An 18627-nucleotide genomic window follows, 5' to 3' on the forward strand; every position below is an offset into this window, starting at 1 on the left:
GGACCCTGACCACCGCAATCGCCCGCCCCGCTGCGCGAGATGAAAGCTCCGCGCGCCGGGCGATTGCTCAACCTGCGCCAACCGGCGTAAACACTAACCGGGCTCCGGTCGTGGCTGGATGAAAGTTCAGTGGCAGGTCATCTGCCGTGCAACAAGCCATTCGTCTCGCTTTGCGCTCAGGACGAAACCTCGGCCAAGGAATAAACCTAGGACGAGCAGTATCGCTGCAGTGCCTGCCAACCAATCACTAAGCTGCGGGTTCGATTCCAGATAGGTGCGAGATAACCCCGCCGTCCCTACAAGCGTTATCAGAAGAGAAAGGACGATGAGAAGTATACCGACGAAGCAACTGCGGCGGGATACGCGCTTGGTGGCCTTCGCACACTCCTCATGTTCCTCAAACGCGGCTCTCAGCTCAGGCCAAATTATTCTGTCAGCTATGTCAGGATACTGAGAGCGTAGGTATGCTTCGTCACCTTCGTTACACAAAAGGTCGAAATTATATTTCTTTTCCATGTCATACCCACCAACAGATCAAAGGCTTTAGCAAGGGTAGGTTAACTCCACCTCGCCCCGGCACACAACAAACCGATCCTGCTGCCAGACGTTAACCAACCATGAAACGGGCTTGACACGAAGCAATCTATCGACGCTAAATGAGGTAGGGCGCCTACGTTGGAAACGGCGTAGGTTCTGGCATCAAATTCGGGAGAGCCTTAACTGGTGATCGCGAGCCAAGCTTCCACGAGGGAGAAGGTGTAGAGACTGAACGGTGCCCACCTACGGCTAGTGCTACGGTGAAGAGACAGTCCGGACCACAAACAGCGACCTGGCAGTGAAAACTGTAGTGGTGAAGGGGGCGGCTTGACCGCCCCCTGCTCGTTCAACTTGATGTCTCATTGACTAGATTGTGGATATAGTCAGCTACGTCTGCTTGCTCTACGAAATGTATCTGTCCCCACGCGCCATCATTCTGCGCTCTCTCATTGGCCATATTCCAATCGAGAATTGCTCGAAATTCTCGCATCAGTCGCCTCAGCTGACGGCGACGCCCAGCGGGAGCGCCAAACCTCTGTTCATTTTCCCGCGCTATTCGAATCCTAGGAACCATAGATAGTGGATACACCGTACGGGGTATATCAACTACAATATCCGGATGTTCACGCAACATCATTGCGCCAAATCCGAGATTGTTATACTCACCATCCTTCTTTTCTAGAATAGAGGCCGACATTAGCGGCAACCCTTTCTCCGCCATGGCATCCTCCAAATCTACTCTCGCCTTTCCGTAGTTATCGGTTTTGACAATATCGGGAATGACGACGACAAGCGCCGAAAGCCTCCCCTCTCTTACAACTGGTTCTTGTCCGCCATCGTCTTCTACAGCTTTTACAACTTTCTGAAGAAAACCAGCCCCTTGCCGCCCAAATCGATTCAGTGTGTTTACGTGATACCCTGTCGCGATACCTGCAGGACCCGCAATGTTAACAATCGGTAGTCCTTGAAAATAGGAAGAAAAGACGCTTTCGCTGAACCCTACTCCGTCTTCACTTGTATAGTTGCTAAGAAGTCTATTCCGCAGCTCAACGTGCGTAAGGTCGCCAGGGTCATATTCATCTTTGAACGAAAAATTCATTATTGATCTGCTCTGAAGCAGATAGAATGGCAGGCTCTCTCCAGTTACGAGGATGTACGGTTTGCCGAGCGCGTTTACAGCACCGAGTTCATAGATAACACTTGGGCTTTCATCGCTGACATCAATAATTATCAGATCGCTACCCTCAACATGGTTGAGTACAGAATGTACGATGTTCGTACGATCATCGCCTTCTGGGGCAAGGACCCGAATTTTATCGGCACTATCGATTTTCTCATCTGCGTGAAGCGCCTTTGCCGCGCCTTCAACGATGCTTGCTATTTGGACTGTCTTTGTCCGCCTTACGTACCGATAACTGTCACCCGAAAAGGCTCCTTCGGGCACCATACGCCCAAGAACAAATACTCGTAACTCTTGCATTATTGACCTCCGACTTGCGAAGCTACAGCGCCCGTAGCCTGTTGACGTTTATAAGTACGCAGACCCGTCAGTGGGTCAGGTGCCTCACCAAGAGCATTCGCCCGGTGGCATCAGACTTCAGCGCTTAGTCCTTGTTCTTTGAAGGCCAGAAGCGCAGCGCTGCTGTGACGCAGCCAATGCAAAAAGCGGAAAGTGTCCCGGCGAAGGTGGCAGGAAGTCCGAAGACTGCAAGCAGCATAATACTGAAGACTGTGATTGCAACGAGCATCAGCACCAAGGTGAAGAGGCTATCCATATTCTATCCTTTCGACTCATTTTGCTTTGAGGCGAAGGCTAAACCATAGAGCTTAAGAAACTCTTTAACCTGCGTCCATCATTCGTCTTGGACAGAAGCCGCGTGCTATAAACTCGAAGGCAAAAACGGTCGTTTTTGTCCCCATGCCTTGCCCAACCGCAAATCAAGCTGTTGATAAGGACAAAAACCCCGGCCAAAACCTTTGGGGTTTTGGGACGTTTATGGCACCATCATCGACATGATTATCGGATACGCCCGCGTCAGCACAGACGACCAGAAGCTCGAAGCCCAAACCGACGCCTTGACGGAGGCCGGAGCCGAGCGCGTGTTCGCGGACAAGATTACCGGTTCGGCCAGGTCGCGGCCCCAGCTCGACCAGATGCTCGACCATCTACGCGAGGGCGACGTGGTGGTGGTCACGAAGTACGACCGGCTTGCGCGGTCGCTGCGTGACCTTCTCGACATCGTGGAAGTCATCGCGGAACGCGGCGCGGGGTTCCGGTCCTTGGCCGAGGACATCGACACGACGACCCCGGCAGGTCGCCTCGTGTTCCACGTGTTCGCATCCATCGCCCAGTTCGAGCGTGAGCGGATATCCGAGCGCACCAGGGAGGGGCTACAGGCCGCCCGCAAGCGTGGCCGGGTGGGTGGCCGTCCCCCTGCCCTATCGGCAGCGCAGCGCGACGAGGTGCGCCGGATGCGGGACGTTGAACACCGGCCCCTGGCTGAGATTGCCCGCTTGTTCAAGGTCAGCACAAAAACAGTCAGGCGGGCGTAAGGGTTATACTGTTGTAAATCTTCTAAGAATCTTGGACGCTTAACCCAAAGTTGCAGCAAATCTAAAAGCTGCTGATGTGGAAAGGGTGTATCATGGTAGACGAAGAAAACGCCGACGTAGCGGAAGAAATTGAGGAAGAAGGCCCGGTCGCAGACGACGACACGGAAATCTCTGATGGCGCGGAGGTCAACGACGAGCCTCCCAACAGGTACAACGTCAGCAGCTACGGATGGGACTCGGATGTCGAAGGGCTCGTGAAGCGCCTGAAACGCGGCGACATTTATGTGCCAGGTTTTCAGCGCGGCTTTGTATGGTCGGGGCCAGAGAAATCGCGGTTTATCGAGTCTCTCATTTTGGGTCTGCCGGTTCCCAACGTGTTCTTGGCACAGGATGCCAAGACGAGAAGCCTTAACATCGTTGATGGACAGCAACGTCTGCGCTCTTTGTGGGACTATCTTGAAGGAAGGTTCTACCTGACCGGACAAGATATCCAGGAAGAGCTCAAGGGGTGCTATTTTTCGAGAGAAGTTGCAAAGGCAAAATCCTCGAAAGTGCTATCAGACAATGATGCCCGCGCGCTGTCGGACGCGGTTCTGCATTCTATCGTTATCAAGCCCGACCCATCCTATGATGACCCAGAGCTAGGGCACGAATACAACCAAGCCGTAATCCAAATTTTCAAACGGCTGAATACGAGTGGAAAGCCGCTGCAAGCACATGAAATTCGAGCAAGCATTTTCTACGGGCCGCTCGACAACATGTTGCGAGAGCTGAACGCAAACGCGCACTGGCGCGAGCTTTTTGGGAAGACACATTCACGCTTGAAGGACATGGAGCTGATTTTGCGCTTCATCGCCTTGCGCGAGAAACATGAGGACTACAGGTCGCCCATGCCCAAGTTCCTTGACACGTTCATGGAGGACAACCGGGACATTGCGGAAGCACAGGTGGACGAGCTGAAAACTGCCTTCGAGGCGTGTGTTAAGCTCGTGAAAGAAACCATCGGCAAGGAAGGCTTGCGCAGCGGAAATACTCTTACCGTATCACGGTTCGATGCCGTTATGACCGGCTTCGATGCGTATCTGACCAAATATCCCGACCCGGACAAAGCCGAGGTTCTGAAGAGGCTCGCTCAGCTAGAAAGCGACGAGGAGTACCAGTGGTCTATCGATGAATTCGTCAATGACACTGACCGTGTGAAGAAACGCGTTAACCGCGCAAAAGACATCTTCGGAGCATAGCTCGTGGCTGCGCGGGTAGCCAACCGGACGAAGTACCGTCAACGAATCCAATCCTTGGTCAAAAACCCGCCTTCTAGCGAAGGCGATGTTGCCTCAGAGTTGGAAATTAAGGCTCACTGGGCAAAGTACACGTGTGTCTTGATTTCTGGCTACATTGAGCAAGCGGTGAAAGAGATAATCCTTGAGCACGCTTCCGCGACGTCTGCCCCGAGGATACGTAAATACATCGAAGGTACATGGCCGAATTCGAAAAATATGCGATGTGATGCCATTCGAGACATCCTCGATAACTTGGATGTAACCTGGTCAACGCGGTTCGATGAATGGCTGGGTCAGGATGAGCGGAAGAAGGAAATCAACGAGATTATCTCGTGGAGGAACGATATCGCGCACGGAAAGGAAACGAACACGAACAACGTAACGCTTGGGTCTGTTTCTACAAAATTCAAAATTGCATGTGAGCTGATAGATTTTTTAGAAGGGCTACCGCTCGAAGAAGCGGCATAGGCTCAAGCTATCCGAGCTGTCACAGGTACTTTGATACGACAATCGCAGCCACCAAGCCGACGATGGCCACAGCCGTGATAAGGGCGACCGCGCCCCCGGCGCTGAAACGGATTTTCATATCCGCCCGCTCAAACTCGAACGTGTAGTGACCCGGTTCCTTCATGCGACCTCTTTCCGATGCATCCGCGCGACATAGTTCGGATCACGGCGGGCGAAGCCGGACAGCCGTTCAACGAGTGGCGACAGGTTGAGGACAGACCTTGTCGTGCCATCCTCCAAGGTTTCAGTTTCACGCTCGACCAGCTTTAGGTCCTGCATCTTGCGGATGCTCCGCTGCACAGTCCTGGCATCCACCCCCATCCGTTCCGCGATGGTTGCACTACGCGGGAACGGGAGTTGTTCGCGATACCACCAGTGCATGGTGATATTGATGAGAACGAGCATGTCGGTCGGGGACAGGCCCAGCTCGACTTGCTTGCGAAGCAGGATGTCCGGGAGCGTTTGGAAACCTGCCTCGGCGGCATCTTCCCACTTCTCCACGGCACGTTCAGTTGTTCGAGGCGCTTTGTTCATGTTGCCGATATAGGAGAGACTTCGTCTGTTTAAAAGTAGATATCTGTTTATGACGACACTGATGTCGGAATATCTGACGGCGCAGGTGTCGCAAACCTGCCTTGGAAACGCGCCCAAAGGCCTCTCCTGTGGATAAGCGGCGCAACCTGTAGTGTATGCCTGGACCTGGCGCACAAGATGTGCTACGAAAAAACAAATAAGCAACGTCGAGGCGGGGGAAATACAAATGTTACAAGAGGTTACGGAGAATCTGCACCAGGAATCAGGCGCGGGCAAGAGCAACGCCCAGAGGAGCACTTCGAACCTCTACACGATGGTGGACCTCTTCGCCGGGTGCGGAGGCTTGTCGATGGGGTTCGAGAACGCGCAGTTCACGCCCGTGTTCGTGAACGAGCTCGATAAGGATGCTATCCAAACCTACCTCAAGAACCGTCACCACGAGCTAGGCGGCGAGAAGTTCGCCGAAAACGCGGACCTTCGCTGCAACGACGCCCATGAGCTCCAGGGCGAGCGCCTGGAGCAGCTCGTATCCGACCTGTCCTCGCTCAAAGAGGCGGATTTCCGGTTCGACACGGTGAAGGCAGAAAGCGGCGGCGGCAGCACGCTCGACGTGCTGGCCGGTGGCCCGCCTTGCCAGGGGTATTCCGGTATCGGAATCCGCCGTTCCTACGCGGTGGACCGGAAGGAAATTCCGTCCAATCGTCTCTATGGTCGAATGGCCGAAATTATCCGTCGCCTACGGCCCCGGATTTTCCTCTTCGAGAACGTCAAAGGCCTGTTGAACGCGAAGTGGACCCGCGAGGGCGGCGAGCCGATTTGGCCGGACGTGAAGGCCGAGTTTCGGAAGATACCGGGCTACGAGGTGCGATGGTCCCTTGTCTACGCCAAGGACTACGGCGTTCCGCAGAACCGCCCCCGTGTTCTTCTCGTCGGCATCCGTAAAGATATCTTGGCCGCTTGCCCGTCCCTCGACCCGAACGCCGACCCCGAGGATGCCGTGAAATGCGGGTTCTTGCCCGCCGGTCAGGTCGGGACGTTCCCGCACTTGCGCGACCTGCTGGGCGACCTCGTGGACCCAGGCGTGGCAGACACTCTTCGGTCCGGCAAGTTTGCACCTGGCACCTTCGAGACCACGAGCTATCCCCGCCCTGCCCGCACGGCGCTTCAAAAGCACTTGCGGACGCCGCCGCCCTGGGACCCGAATGGCCGGGTAAGGCTTACGGAGCAGGAATATTCCAAGCACAAGTGGGCCGTGGTCGATAAGTTCGACCACATGCTCGCCAACGATGGCGAAATCCCTGAGCACTACAAAACCCGGAAGTTTTCGCAGCGCGTCTTGCGCGAGCATTGGGGGAACGGCGAGCCGAACATCACCGCGACATCCCTGCCCGATGATTACGTGCATTATTGCCAGCCCCGCATCCTCACGGTGCGCGAATGGGCACGGCTCCAGCTCTTCCCCGATTGGTACCGTTTCGCAGGTAAGCGCACGACCGGCGGCATCCGCCGCGCAGGGAACCCGCTCGAAGGCATCTTCGACCGGGAAGTGCCCAAGTACACGCAAATCGGCAACGCGGTGCCAGTGGGGTTGGCCCAGAAGGTGGGCGAACACTTCCGAGGCATACTGGACCGGGCGTTGGGCGAGAGGTAGGCAATGCCTCTTCGCCAACTCACCGCCATCGAGCGGCAACGGATGAAGCGCCTTACAGCCGAGTCCGTTGATATTACCTTGTTACAGCCGACATGGACCGCCTTGGATAAAGGCTACATGGACGCCACGGCCCCGGTTCGCAATTATCTCAAGGAAAACGGGCTGCACGACTTTGAGCTCCAAGGTCGGGGCGCACGTGAGAACGGCGTGAAAATCGACGCGTTCCTCGTCAGCGAGCAGGAGCAAATCAAGGCACCTGCGTCCCTGTACAAGCCGAAGGCCAAGCCGACAAAGGAAGGCGACCCGCGTATCTGGTTTTCCAAGCTGCATCACCATGCCAACCCGGACGACATGCTGGCCGTCACGGAGCATGATGGCCAGCTCGTGGTTATCAACCTTACACAGGTTGACGTGGCCCACGTGCTGGATGTCCAGCAAAGCGGCCCGTTGTGGGATGTTCTTCGGGATATCAGCGCAGAAGCGACCAGCATCGCGGACGAGCTCTTGGGCAAGTTGCGCCTCATCGCTGCGGGTGGCTACGTCCCGTCCATCATGGATGACCGCGCGGATACCGCGATCGGTCGCACCCTTGAGGCCGCGCTTGGCATAGCCATGAACGCGCGGAGGGAGCCCGATTACAAGGGCATCGAGCTCAAGTCGTACCGGCGAAAGCCCAAGTCGCGGGAAAATCGGAAACAGCTTTTCGCGAAGGTTCCCAACTGGGAAATCAGCAAGTTCAATAGCATGACGGACGTGCTCGATGCCTTCGGATATTTCCGGGATGGCCGAGACCGCCTGAATTGCACGGTCAGCGCCGCCAACGTGAATTCGCAGGGGCTCACGTTCAAGCTCGATGAGAAGAGCGGCATATTGAACGAGGTTTCGACCACCACGGCCCATGGCGCTTTCGCTTCGTGGTACCTGTCCGAGCTGCGGGCTGACCTTGAGAAGAAACACGCCGAGACATTCTGGGTCGGGGCCAAGGTTCATCCGATTGATGGCCGCGAGCATTTCGAATTCACGGACGTGATACACACCCGGAAACCGATAGGCTCACAGTTCGATATCCTTGTCGAACAAGGCGAAATCACCATGGACCACATGATGAAGCGGCTCGATTCAGGACGTGCCCACGAACGCGGGCCATCGTTCAAAATCGAGGCAGGTTCGCTCGACCTCTTGTTTCCGCCAAGCAAGACCTATGCCCTCGTATGACGAGCGCCGCCCCCTACCCCGCCGGGTGCCTGACCCTCTCACGCGCGGCCAGAAGGTTCGAATAACCCGCCTGCGTCATCGCCTGTTGGACTGGTACGCGGTGCATGGCCGCGACCTGCCATGGCGGCATGACCGTGCGAACACCTTCGAACGTATCTGCGTCGAGGTGCTATTGCAGCGCACCAGGGCCGAGACCGTTGCCAAGGTCTATCCGGCGTTCTTTGGACGGTTTCGCTCTTGGGCCGATATCGCCGGCGCACCGGTTGAAGAGCTCGAAGAGCACTTCAAGCCCATTGGTCTTTGGCAGCGCCGTGCCCGGTCGATGAAGGCCCTATCGACATTTGCCGCCGAACGCGGCGGCAAATTCCCAGCCACGGTGGAGGGCTTGGCCCATGTTCCAGCCGTAGGCCAATACGTGGCCAATGCAATCCTCGTGTTCCAACATGGTGAAAACCGACCCTTGCTGGACGTGAACATGGCCCGCGTCATCGAACGCTATGTCCGGCCTCGCAGGTTGGCTGACATCCGGTTCGACCCTTGGCTACAAGAAGCCGCGCATTGGCTCGTTCGCGGCGACAAGCCAGTCGATATCAACTGGGCGGTCTTGGATTTCGCGAGTGCAATTTGCACGGCGAGGAACCCACGTTGTTCCGCGTGTCCGGTTGCAAGGCGTTGCCCGTCCCGGCAGTCATAGCCTCATCAGGAAACGTGCTCGCCTTCACGACCCGGCCAAAGCATGGCGGGGTGTTTTCGTGGACGAAGTTGCACGGCAACCCGCTTGTTGCCACGCACAACGCCATCGCCTCGTCCCTGCTATCCGCGAGGGCATATCCCCATCGTGACGGGTGACGTTCTTGTGTTCGAGAGGCTTCGAGTTTCCACACGCGCATACTGCCCGTCTATGTCCTCTAGGTTAAAAAACCCTATCACCACACAAACCCACATTTGTGCTTTTGTTCATTTGCGGGTTATTCCCGCCTCGTCTTCCAGTTCCTTCGTTCGCGCCTCGATATATGCTTGCAGCTCACCGACCATCTTCCGGTCGGTCGCGCTACAAGCGGTCTTGAACCGCGTATGCAAGCTGGCCGGTAGGTCTAGGCTCAGGCGCTTTGTCGGCTCATCCGTTGCCGCAGCTTTCGCGACCGGCTTTGATGCCCGTGTCGTGTCATGCCCTGCCCCGCCTCGCTCGAACGCGAGAATTTGGTCATCCGTGGGCTGCTTTGGCTTCGGAGCCGCTGAAAACGTCTTCTTCGACATACCGCTCGATCTCTTTCGTTAGGTGTTCAATCTCGCGCGCGGCATTGCTATCGCCTGCCCACTCGAAAATCGTTTGCCCCATGGTCATGCCTTCTGCGAAGGCGACCCGCTGCTCGATTTCGCTTTCCAAAATCGGCAAGCCTGCCTCTGCGGCCATGTTGCGGATATCCCGACCAATCACGGTTTTCCCTATTTTGCGGGAAACCACAAACCCACATTTGAGGGTTGGTTTGAATTCTTGTGCTTCCTTCACTTGGCGCACCGTCAGGTCGGATGCCCAGGTCGAAAGCCCAGAGGGCTCAATCGGGAGCGCCACGAAATCCGAGGCCACGATACAGGACCGGGCAATCTCTTCGGCATGGGGTGGCCCGTCGATGATTGTGTGGTCGTAATCTTGGGCCAGCTTGAGCGCGTCCCGTGCCATGTTCGCCCGAGCCATGCTCACGACCTGGAACGGCGCATCCTCGCGTAGGCTCGCCCATGTCGTGGCCGAGCCTTGCTTGTCCGCGTCTATCAGCAACACCCGATGTCCCTGACGTGCCAAGCAGCCCGCCACGTTCACCGAGAGGGTGGTTTTTCCGACACCGCCTTTTTGGTTCAGGAAAGATATTATCATGAATCAACCTCACCACATTCGTGGGAATCCGTAAAGGCACAAACCCACATTTGTGCGTTCTTAGTGCTTGTATGCACCACGTTTCTTGCAGAACGCCAGGAAATGCTTGTCCGCGTCCTTCACGTCGATGGCCTTGTCGTGGACCCATGAGCGCCACTCGCTTTCGAGCACGTAGACATCCCAGCCAGGCGCAAGACGCCGTGCCTCGTCGTACGTGTCGAGCTTTTTGAACCGCAAGGCTTGGAAGGGCAGGGCGACGACCGCCTCTGCGGCCTTGGGACGGAAGACGACATTGTCACCCTCGATGCTCATCACGTAATCGGGCATGTGGTCGTGCGCCGCGTCATCCTCGATAATCTTGCCGAGCAGGCGGCGGAATTCCTTCGTAGTTGAACCGGACCCACACTTGTCCCGCAACAGCTCGATACCGCATTTCCATTTTGGTTGTGAGCCGCAATGCTTTCGGGCCAGCTCGTAGAGCCGCCGTTCAAGGGGCTTGCGAAGGAAGAAATATTCCTTGTTCAACGTCAGAACATGATTGTTCTCTATGGCGTCGAAAACCCAGTCCGACAGGGTAATCTCGACATCCTGCATCCGCCCGTCGCGCGTCTCTCTTACGATTTCCGCAGACTCGATGAGGCCGAAGACCCTGAAATACTCCTTGCCGCCCTGGCGGATGTTCGTCTCAATCTGCGTCCCTTGCAGCCGCCGGAGCGCATCTTTGAGCAGCTTGTAGCCTTGACCAGACGCCTGCCGGTTCGTTGCCACGAGTAGGTCATGCGCCTTGAACCGCAGCGTCCGACTAACCGTTTGCCCTTCATTGAGCGCGGCCATGCACTGGCTGATGCAGTAAATCAGCACATCACGGTCATGCACGGTGGCCAGACCGTACCGGGACGGCGACACTTCGATGAAGTTCTCGCCATTCTGATACCGCCGAGGCTTCATGTCCGGCTTAGTCGAGAGGGTGAAAACCGGGTGTTCCATCGAGGCCATGTCGCCTTTTGGGACGGCATCCACGATGTCGCACACGAACAGGTCTTTTTGCGGATGACGGTCAGGCAGCAACGGGGAGCGTGAATTCGTCATTTCACACACCGCCGAGCACGTCCGAGATTCGTCATTTCACACACCATGGGTTACTATCGTCATTTCACACACCGCTCGTCAAGACTCGTCATTTCACACACCAAGCTGCCTGTGGATAAATGTTGGGGGATTCGTCATTTCACACACCGGGATTCGTCATTCTACACACCGGGATTCGTCATTTCACACACCGGGCGTTCTGAATATCGTAAATTTTACAAATACTTACAGGCCAAAACCCACAGTGTAACTCTATTATAACTCTATTTAACTCTCCTTGAAGTACCACCCACTTCCCACAAACCCACATTACCACAATATGATGCACCACTACCCGACAGCCTACAAAACTCAAGGCATATGACCTCAACCCTCACCGCTGATAGAACACGCAGGCATCGACGCCCGTGGTTGTCGTCGTCCAAGAAGCTCCAAGGACAGCGCACATGGAAGCGTTGCTTGCGAAGAAACGAGGAAGCGTCACCGTCAGGGCAAGAGCCAGAACGACAGCACCCAGACCGAACCATGGAAGACGGCTTTTGAAGCGTTCCAGCTTCTGTTCCCGTTCCCAAAGCTGGCGCATGGTATCCGACTTGGCCTCATCCACCTTCCGGAGAACTTCCTGAGTGTGGTTGGACGCCCGAAGCAGATCACCGGCCATCTGGCCAACGCGGGTTAGGGTGTCGCCAATCTTGCCGTCGATGGTTGCACCGACAATCTCACCGTAGTGTCCAGGGTCCGTCTGCTTTTGGGCAGCGAAGGCGGCAGAGCGAGCTTCCGTCGCCGTCTTGTTCACCCGGTCAAGCACCCGCGTCTGATCATCCACGCGATCCGAGATGCTGGCGACAGCCGTGGCAAGCAGATCGAGGGTTTCGCGCAGATCATCGTCCGAGAGCGGGGCAGGGGAGGGGGCATCTTCAGACATGGCGGATTGCTTTCAGGTTATCGGGCTTCAGGCGTGAACAGCCCTGCAAATTCAGGATCGGCGTAGTAGCGCAGCTTTTGCGCGACGGCAGTGGCCTGCCCCTGGACGCGCAGGAGCTGACGATCCGGGGGAAGCTGCATGATTTCATCGGGGGTCAGCAGATCGCGGCCCGTGAGGTTGTTCGAGAAGCTGGGGCCATCGCCAGGTTTGAAGCTGTCGGTCTGAAACCCGGCAGTTTCCTGGCCGATCATCTGGCTCAGCCACTTGGCTGTCTCGAAGTCATTCACCCCGAAGACCTGTTGCACCCCGGCATTGGCGATGAAGGTGCCAGCGCGGTCGCCATAGAGGTCCTTGAGTTGGCTCATGTCCTGTAGGATCGGCCAGAGTTGAAGCCCATAGCCTGCCATCAGCCCCATGGCGCGCTCCACGGCCTCCAGACGGCCCAGGGCGGCAAATTCATCAAGGAGGAAGAGGGTGGGCGTCCTGAGGCGCGGAGACGCGCTCTGAGCGCCTGTGTTGGCCGTCAGCGACTCGGCATCCCGCGCAATGTCCTGAAGGGCCTGAGAGACCAGAAGACGCAGCCAGCGGCTGTAGGCGTCCATCCGGTTGGGCGGCAGCACCAGGAAGACGGAGGTGATCCGGTGGCGCAGATCGGAGAAGGCGAAATCAGAGCGCGCTAGGCATCGAGCGATCCGGGGGCTGTCGAGGAAATGGGTATGCCGCTGCGCGTTCGAGAGGACCGAGGCGGCTTCGCGATCCGCCTTGCCGAGGAACCGATTGGCAGCGCGGGCGATCAGCCCGCCAGCCTCGTCGCTGTCCTGCATCAGTTCCAACAACGCCCGAAGCTTTTCCGGGGGCAGGGTGAGGTATTCCCGGACGGTGGCGAGGGACCGGCGGTCGCGATCCTCGTGGCAGACGCAGAACATGATCAGACCGCCGAGGATGGCCTTGGCCTCCTCGTTCCAGTGCGCTTCCGTTACCTGTCCCGGCGGGTCCATCACCAGCGCCTCGGTTAAGGAGGCGGCATCCTCGCCCAGATCGAGGCTGTCCGGGGTCAGCCTGTCGAGCGGGTTGTAAGCGGCGGAAAGATGCCCGCTGACCTCAAACGGATCGAGGACATGAACCGTCCCGAAGCGCCGCCGGGCCTCGCCCGCGATCCGCGCGTTCTCGCCCTTGGGATCGATGACCAGCACGGAGCGTTCCGCCGCCAGCAGGTTCGGGATCACCGTGCCGACCCCTTTCCCGGCACGGGTCGGGGCGAGGGTGATCAGATGGGCCGGGCCGTCATAGTGCAGCAGCCGTCCTGTGTGCGGATTGCGTCCGATCAGAAGACCGGCATCTTCGTGCCCTTTGCCCCACTCCAGCTTCTTCAGCTCTTTGCGGTTCGCAAACCGCGCCGAGCCGTGGCTGTCGCCGGTCAGTCCGAAATAAGCATCGGCCCCGGAGGCCATGCGCCAGTACTGGAACCCGAACACAGCACCCACGAACATGAAGGGACCGAAGACCAGCCACTGCCAGGCGCTTTCGCCGGGCGTCTGGTCGAAGAAAGCGAAGATGAACGGTGTGGCCACCAGGGAGCCGAGCATCGCCCCGAACAGCACAGCGCCGATCATCCAGCCCAACAGGATGGGCGTGAAGATCAATCGACCGAAGAAACGGAACAGCCCCCCGAAGACGAGCATGACGCTCCGCATCAGGACGCGCCATCATCGCTGGGAGCAGGGGTGGGAGTGTCCCACTCCGCGAAGGCCTTGCGGTCCTGTTCACGGGAGAGATTGCGGATCAGCCGGTCGAGCATGGCGGCAGCATTGGAATCCCGTTCCGCCAGGTCCATGAGCGCACCGCCCAGGATCACCTTGCGGCGTGTATCCAGCTTACGCTGTCTGGTGGCTTCCCGGTTCTTCAAAGCCTGCAGGCGGGCCTTGGCCTGGGCATAGCGTTTCTCGGCGCGTTCAAGCTCAGTCTCGGCCAATTCGGGAATCCACTTCAAAGAAGGCAGGTGTAAAGGTTAGGCTTGCCACAACCAGCGATAGCGCTTACCCGTAGGCCTGTAAAGGACAAGGGCGCACTTATGCAAACTCTCCACCTGCGGTTTCGAGATTTGCGTGCGATCTCCTTGAGGCAGGGCCTCAGCCGATGGCGAACTCCGTCCGACGCGATACGCGCCGGAATGAAAGGCCCTCCCGGCCTCTCAAACTCTCCAGGGCCAACTTCGGCAGTTGGATCGCGTCCCGCAATGTCGCGCCAGTGTCTCGCCCGATGCCCCACGGTGGGGGCCGGTCTGCCGCTGGTGTCTCCCTTGCGGGAGGTATCGCGCCCAGGAGCTGATGCCCCTTCGCGATACCGGGTTTGCCCTCGGCAAACCGCCAGTGATCTGTCCCCATATCCCGCCCCTCATGAGGCTGGGGATCTGGGGGCAGATCACTGGCAAGTCCGCGCCTCAGTGAGCCAAAGGCTCGCTTCGGGCGGGCTGTCTTTTCCCCTCCAGCCCCAGCGGTGCGAACGCGCACTGCGATTTGGGGCGCGGGCCTCCGGGGAAAAGACGGTTGCGCAAAGCTGCGGCGGTCTTGGATCACTGATCTCCAAAACCACCGTCTTACGCCCAACAGGGAGGACGAAGCCCTTTCCCAAGGGAACCGGAAGAGGTTGGGCTTCATCCCCACTCTGCACCAACACCCCAGCTCTTGTCACGAGCCAAGAGCTGGGCACTCTGCCACGGCGGCAACTATCGCCTTTGAGAGAGGAGGGCGCATGGCGAGCTACCACCTCTCGGTGAAGACGATCAAACGCAGCGCCGGGCGCTCTGCCACGGCGGCAGCAGCCTACCGTGTCGGGGAGCGCATCGAGTGCCAGCGCGAAGGTCGCATCCACGACTACACCCGTAAGCAGGGCATCGAGGAGACCTTCATCCTGGCACCGAAGGACGCCCCGGATTGGGCCACGGATCGGTCCCGCCTCTGGAATGAGGTCGAGGCCAGCGAGACCCGCCGCAACTCCGTCACTGCCCGCGAGTGGGAGCTGGCCTTGCCGTCCGAGATCAGTGCCGAGGACCGGTTGCAGATCACCCGCGACTTCGCCCAGGAGCTGGTCAGCCGCTATGGCGTGGCTGTCGATGTGGCGATCCATGCGCCGCACCGGGAAGGCGATCAGCGCAATCACCACGCCCATGTGCTGACCTCCACCCGCAAGCTGGAAGCCGAGGGTTTCACAGCCAAGACCCGCGTACTCGATTCCGCGAAAACCGGTGGCGTCGAGATCGAGCAGATGCGCGGTCTCTGGGCAGAGCTGCAGAACCGCGCCCTGGAGCGGGCAGGGGAAGTGGAACGCGTCGATCACCGGTCGCTTGAGGCGCAGCGCGAGGCAGCGCTGGAGCGAGGTGATCAACTCTCCGCCGAGGAGCTGGACCGCGATCCGGAGCTGAAGCTGGGGCCAGCAGCCAATTCCATGGAGCGGCGCGCGAAGGCGATGGCTGAGCGCGAAGGCCGTGAATACAAACCTGTCACGGAGCGCGGTGCTGTCGTCCATGCCGCCCGCCAAGCCCGCGCCGCCTTCCGCGAAATGCGCGAGCGGCTGGAATTGGCTCGCGAGACCTACGGCATCGAGCGCGAGGCCGGGCAGGGCCGCGTCTCTGCCGGTCTGGCAGCACTCAGGGCCGCAACCGCGAAAGATCGAGACCGCACTCCGGAGGATTTCCGGGAGCGGCTGGCGAACGTCGTGGGCCGGTCACGGGATCAGGACGAGACGCCCAAGCCTGAAGGCCGCAATTATGCGCGGGAGCGGCTCAAAGAGATCATGGAGAAGGACGCCGGGCGTGATGGTCAGGCAGCAGTTCACAAGCTCGACGGTCACAGCGAGTATGATCTGGGCGAGGGCACAGGGCGCGATAGACGCAAACCGTCCGTCAACGAACGGCTGAAGGATGTTCTGAACAAGCCGCGCGAGAAGCTGGAGATCGAGGATGAGCGCGACCAGGAGAAGGAGCAGGAGGTCGAGAAGGATCGGGACATGGACCGTGATCCAGGTCTCAGTCACTGACGAGGCGGTGTGAAGTCGTTTCCCCGTTCTTCATGGGAATGCTCGCCTGAGTGAAGCCAACGCCGACCAGAAACGAAATCACGCCGGTTGCCGTCTTGAATTCGCGCACCTTGATTGCATTCTGCGTCAGGCGCGTCCTGGCGGTGACAAGGATTTTCTCCTGCCCGCCGTTTCCGACCGTCCGCATAATCCACAGGCCGTACCAGCTTGGTCCTTTGCGTTCAGGATCGGCTTTGCACAGCACTTCGACCGTATGTCCCTCGTGGGCAAGCGCCCGAAGGCCTTGTTCGGTGGTCACGTTGAGTTCGAGTTCAGTCGTTTGGTTCATCGCATAAACTGAGAAAGCAGAGATTGTCTCAGTGTGGCGGAATTCAGCAATGCGTTCAATAGTATATTATTGGAGAGATGTACAGTTTGGGATCAGTTGGCTTCGGGCATGTTTGCCCATGACAGCCGGAGATTGTTGCCCGCTCTTTTTGGCAAGTTGGCCCGCCTTACGAGGCGTCCCGAAACTTCAAAGTCATCGTCAATTTTTACGACAAGCAACTTACTGAAGTGCCTGTCGAGACGCACGCTGGTCTTTTCTTTGCTGTTGATCGGCGAGATTGTTTTGATTTCAACGAAGTCGTTTCCCAATCTACCATCGGAGCCTTGGGCATGGTTCTTGTGAAGTTTGATGCCATACATGATCGCACCGAAAAGCTCGCCAATGTCGCCGTAGACGTTGAGGTGCTGCCCAGTATCGCAGAAATAGGCCTCTGCAAGCTTCAGCAGGTCCTGAAAGTACGGAACCAGAGTTGGATCAGCGTTCGGGTACTTCAGGCGTAGTTCAGCCTCGCGCTCAAGTTCAGCGAGGCGGCTGTATTTGGTTTCTTCTGGGTCGATAATGCTATCCCAACCAAGCCATTCGCCATCAATCCAAAATGCGTTGTCTGGCCCTAGTACATCGGTTGTCATCTGAAACTCCTATCCCAGAACAATACCCTAAGACTTTGAAAAGATTATGACCGCCCTTCGCTTCGGTTCGCGCCTGTAGAGCTGATAGAGTTCAGTGATCCCGGCAGTGTGCCGGTCTCGCTTTGAGCGATAGACAGGGCAGGGGATCTGTGGGCTGACGCCCGCTCACCCTACCTGACAGTTTCCAAACCCTGTTGATCCGCCTGCCATCCCGGCAGGTCCGAGAAAACCGGCAAGCGCCGCCTTTGGCGTCGGTTCCGGTCGAGAATTCCGGTTCCTCCCACGCGCAGGCGCGCGGTTCCCTCCCAAATTCACGCCCTCCACCCGGTTGTCACGGCCCCGCCGGGCCGCAGGACGGGCTTTGCCCTTACCTGCTCTGCCGTCCGGAATGCATGGGCATTCCAGACAACAGAGAAGGAAGGCCCGCCCATTGGCGGAAAGGGGAAGAGACCCGGCCCGCGTCACGCGAAGGAGGGTCACAAATGACCGCAGAGAAGTTTGACGTTTATTCCCATGTCACAAATCAGATCATCGCGCAGATCGAGGCGGGGACTCCGCCCTGGCGCAAGCCGTGGACAGGCGGAGGGACAGGGGTCAGCTTGCCGGAACGGTTCAACGGCGAGGCTTATCGGGGCATCAACATCCTGATGCTTTGGGCAACAGCGATGGCGAAAGACTACAGCTCAGCCCGGTGGATGACGTTCAATCAGGCCAAGCAGCTTGGGGGCCATGTCCGTAAGGGCGAAAAATCTGCAACCGTTGTGAAATACGGCACCGTCGAGCGCGAGGACGAGAACGGCGAGGAACGTCAGATCCCCTATGCCAAGGCCTACCGTGTGTTCAACGCCGACCAGATCGAGGGCTTGCCCGCCGAGTACTACATCCTGCCCGATCCGCCCCGTGATCTTGGCACCGTGGCCGATCCCGAGCTGGAGGCGTTCTTTGCCGCGACCGGCGCGCAGATCGACGTGACCGAGGAGCCGCGCGCCTACTACAACATCAAGACCGACCGCATCCACATGCCGCCGATTGGCACGTTTCACCGGGCCGCAGGATATTACGGCACCTTGGCGCACGAGCTGACCCACTGGACAGGGGCGACAAAGCGGCTGGACCGCTTGAGTAGGTTCAATGACCGCAAGGCCTACGCGTTCGAGGAGCTGGTCGCGTAAATTGGCAACTGCATGCTTTGCGCGCAGATCGGAGTGGAGCCTGAATTCGATCAGAGCGCGGCCTATGTCGAAGGATGGCTTGAGGCGATGAAGGAAGACAGCCGCGCGATTTTCCGCGCTGCGTCAGAGGCGCAGAAGGCCGTGGATTACGTCGTGGAGTGAACCGCGCCGGGTTTGCCGGAGGCTGATTTGTCTTAGTTACGCGGCCATGCCTGATGTTTCCCGAGCAGCGTAGAAGTTTGCCTCGGCCTCTGCGGGCGGAATGTTCCCGATGGGTTCGAGAAGGCGGCGATTGTTGA

The 18627-nt window shown here is 58.1% G+C and carries 18 protein-coding genes and 1 pseudogene; 8 read left to right on the forward strand and 11 right to left on the reverse strand.

Annotated elements, in window-relative coordinates; translation table 11 throughout:
* Positions 1 to 883 precede the first annotated feature (883 nt).
* Together ACU0DV_RS21015 and ACU0DV_RS21020 are read right to left on the reverse strand one after the other, a co-directional pair.
* Positions 884 to 2017: an STING domain-containing protein gene (locus tag ACU0DV_RS21015; RefSeq protein ID WP_446273579.1), complete on the reverse strand. Its 1134-nt coding sequence runs from the start codon at positions 2015 to 2017 to the stop codon at positions 884 to 886.
* Positions 2018 to 2141: 124 nt separating this feature from the next.
* The gene (locus tag ACU0DV_RS21020; protein ID WP_446273580.1) at positions 2142 to 2312 is read right to left on the reverse strand and encodes a hypothetical protein; all 171 of its coding nucleotides are present in this window, start codon (positions 2310 to 2312) and stop codon (positions 2142 to 2144) included.
* 238 nt (positions 2313 to 2550) lie between these two features.
* Here ACU0DV_RS21020 and ACU0DV_RS21025 point away from each other — a divergent pair, with 238 nt between their 5' ends.
* The 3 genes from ACU0DV_RS21025 (at position 2551) to ACU0DV_RS21035 (ending at position 4838) form a co-directional block, all read left to right on the forward strand.
* Positions 2551 to 3090, forward strand: coding sequence for a recombinase family protein (locus tag ACU0DV_RS21025; protein WP_446273581.1), 540 nt, complete (start codon positions 2551 to 2553; stop codon positions 3088 to 3090).
* A gap of 92 nt (positions 3091 to 3182) precedes the next feature.
* Complete coding sequence (locus tag ACU0DV_RS21030; RefSeq protein ID WP_446273582.1) at positions 3183 to 4331, forward strand: DUF262 domain-containing protein; 1149 nt, start codon at positions 3183 to 3185, stop codon at positions 4329 to 4331.
* Positions 4332 to 4334: 3 nt separating this feature from the next.
* On the forward strand, positions 4335 to 4838 hold the full coding sequence (locus ACU0DV_RS21035) for a HEPN domain-containing protein (protein ID WP_446273583.1): 504 nt from the start codon (positions 4335 to 4337) through the stop codon (positions 4836 to 4838).
* A gap of 19 nt (positions 4839 to 4857) precedes the next feature.
* Here ACU0DV_RS21035 and ACU0DV_RS21040 read toward each other — a convergent pair whose 3' ends face one another.
* Together ACU0DV_RS21040 and ACU0DV_RS21045 are read right to left on the reverse strand one after the other, a co-directional pair.
* Positions 4858 to 5001 carry a hypothetical protein gene (locus ACU0DV_RS21040; RefSeq protein WP_446273584.1) on the reverse strand — a complete coding sequence of 48 codons (144 nt, stop codon included), beginning with the start codon at positions 4999 to 5001 and terminating at the stop codon, positions 4858 to 4860.
* Positions 4998 to 5528, reverse strand: coding sequence for a helix-turn-helix domain-containing protein (locus ACU0DV_RS21045; RefSeq protein ID WP_446273585.1), 531 nt, complete (start codon positions 5526 to 5528; stop codon positions 4998 to 5000). The genes ACU0DV_RS21040 and ACU0DV_RS21045 overlap by 4 nt, the downstream gene beginning before the upstream one ends.
* A gap of 109 nt (positions 5529 to 5637) precedes the next feature.
* Between ACU0DV_RS21045 and ACU0DV_RS21050 the strand changes: the two genes are divergently transcribed.
* The 3 genes from ACU0DV_RS21050 (at position 5638) to ACU0DV_RS21060 (ending at position 8971) form a co-directional block, all read left to right on the forward strand.
* Entirely contained in the window at positions 5638 to 7062 is a 1425-nt protein-coding gene (locus ACU0DV_RS21050) for a DNA cytosine methyltransferase (RefSeq protein WP_446273586.1), read from the forward strand.
* A 3-nt stretch (positions 7063 to 7065) separates the two neighbouring features.
* A complete protein-coding gene (locus ACU0DV_RS21055; RefSeq protein WP_446273587.1) occupies positions 7066 to 8277 on the forward strand; it encodes an MvaI/BcnI family restriction endonuclease in 1212 nt (403 codons plus the stop codon).
* 85 nt (positions 8278 to 8362) lie between these two features.
* Positions 8363 to 8971 (forward strand): hypothetical protein, encoded by a 609-nt coding sequence (locus tag ACU0DV_RS21060; protein WP_446273588.1) that lies wholly within the window; start codon positions 8363 to 8365, stop codon positions 8969 to 8971.
* A 510-nt stretch (positions 8972 to 9481) separates the two neighbouring features.
* Here ACU0DV_RS21060 and parA read toward each other — a convergent pair.
* The 5 genes from parA to ACU0DV_RS21085 all read right to left on the reverse strand — a co-directional run bounded on the left by parA (position 9482) and on the right by ACU0DV_RS21085 (position 14136).
* The gene (gene parA / locus ACU0DV_RS21065; protein ID WP_446273589.1) at positions 9482 to 10150 is read right to left on the reverse strand and encodes a ParA family partition ATPase; all 669 of its coding nucleotides are present in this window, start codon (positions 10148 to 10150) and stop codon (positions 9482 to 9484) included.
* Positions 10151 to 10210: 60 nt separating this feature from the next.
* Positions 10211 to 11239: a replication initiator protein A gene (locus ACU0DV_RS21070; RefSeq protein ID WP_446273590.1), complete on the reverse strand. Its 1029-nt coding sequence runs from the start codon at positions 11237 to 11239 to the stop codon at positions 10211 to 10213.
* 373 nt (positions 11240 to 11612) lie between these two features.
* A complete protein-coding gene (locus tag ACU0DV_RS21075) occupies positions 11613 to 12164 on the reverse strand; it encodes a hypothetical protein (RefSeq protein WP_446273591.1) in 552 nt (183 codons plus the stop codon).
* 17 nt (positions 12165 to 12181) lie between these two features.
* A complete protein-coding gene (locus ACU0DV_RS21080; RefSeq protein ID WP_446273592.1) occupies positions 12182 to 13846 on the reverse strand; it encodes a type IV secretory system conjugative DNA transfer family protein in 1665 nt (554 codons plus the stop codon).
* An 11-nt stretch (positions 13847 to 13857) separates the two neighbouring features.
* Positions 13858 to 14136: a mobilization protein gene (locus ACU0DV_RS21085; protein WP_446273593.1), complete on the reverse strand. Its 279-nt coding sequence runs from the start codon at positions 14134 to 14136 to the stop codon at positions 13858 to 13860.
* A gap of 779 nt (positions 14137 to 14915) precedes the next feature.
* On the opposite strand from ACU0DV_RS21085, the gene mobQ reads away from it, so the two are divergent.
* Complete coding sequence (mobQ, locus tag ACU0DV_RS21090) at positions 14916 to 16199, forward strand: MobQ family relaxase (RefSeq protein ID WP_446273594.1); 1284 nt, start codon at positions 14916 to 14918, stop codon at positions 16197 to 16199.
* Here the strand turns inward: mobQ and ACU0DV_RS21095 are convergent.
* Both ACU0DV_RS21095 and ACU0DV_RS21100 read right to left on the reverse strand, forming a co-directional pair.
* Positions 16189 to 16527 carry a hypothetical protein gene (locus ACU0DV_RS21095; RefSeq protein ID WP_446273595.1) on the reverse strand — a complete coding sequence of 113 codons (339 nt, stop codon included), beginning with the start codon at positions 16525 to 16527 and terminating at the stop codon, positions 16189 to 16191. The two genes, mobQ and ACU0DV_RS21095, sit on opposite strands and share 11 nt — an antisense overlap.
* Positions 16528 to 16619: 92 nt before the next feature.
* Positions 16620 to 17156, reverse strand: coding sequence for a hypothetical protein (locus ACU0DV_RS21100; protein WP_446273596.1), 537 nt, complete (start codon positions 17154 to 17156; stop codon positions 16620 to 16622).
* 482 nt (positions 17157 to 17638) lie between these two features.
* Between ACU0DV_RS21100 and ACU0DV_RS21105 the strand changes: the two are divergent.
* Positions 17639 to 18490: pseudogene (locus tag ACU0DV_RS21105) on the forward strand (ArdC family protein).
* The last annotated feature ends 137 nt before the right edge of the window (positions 18491 to 18627 follow it).

The sequence above is a fragment of the Sagittula sp. genome, from assembly GCF_052825245.1.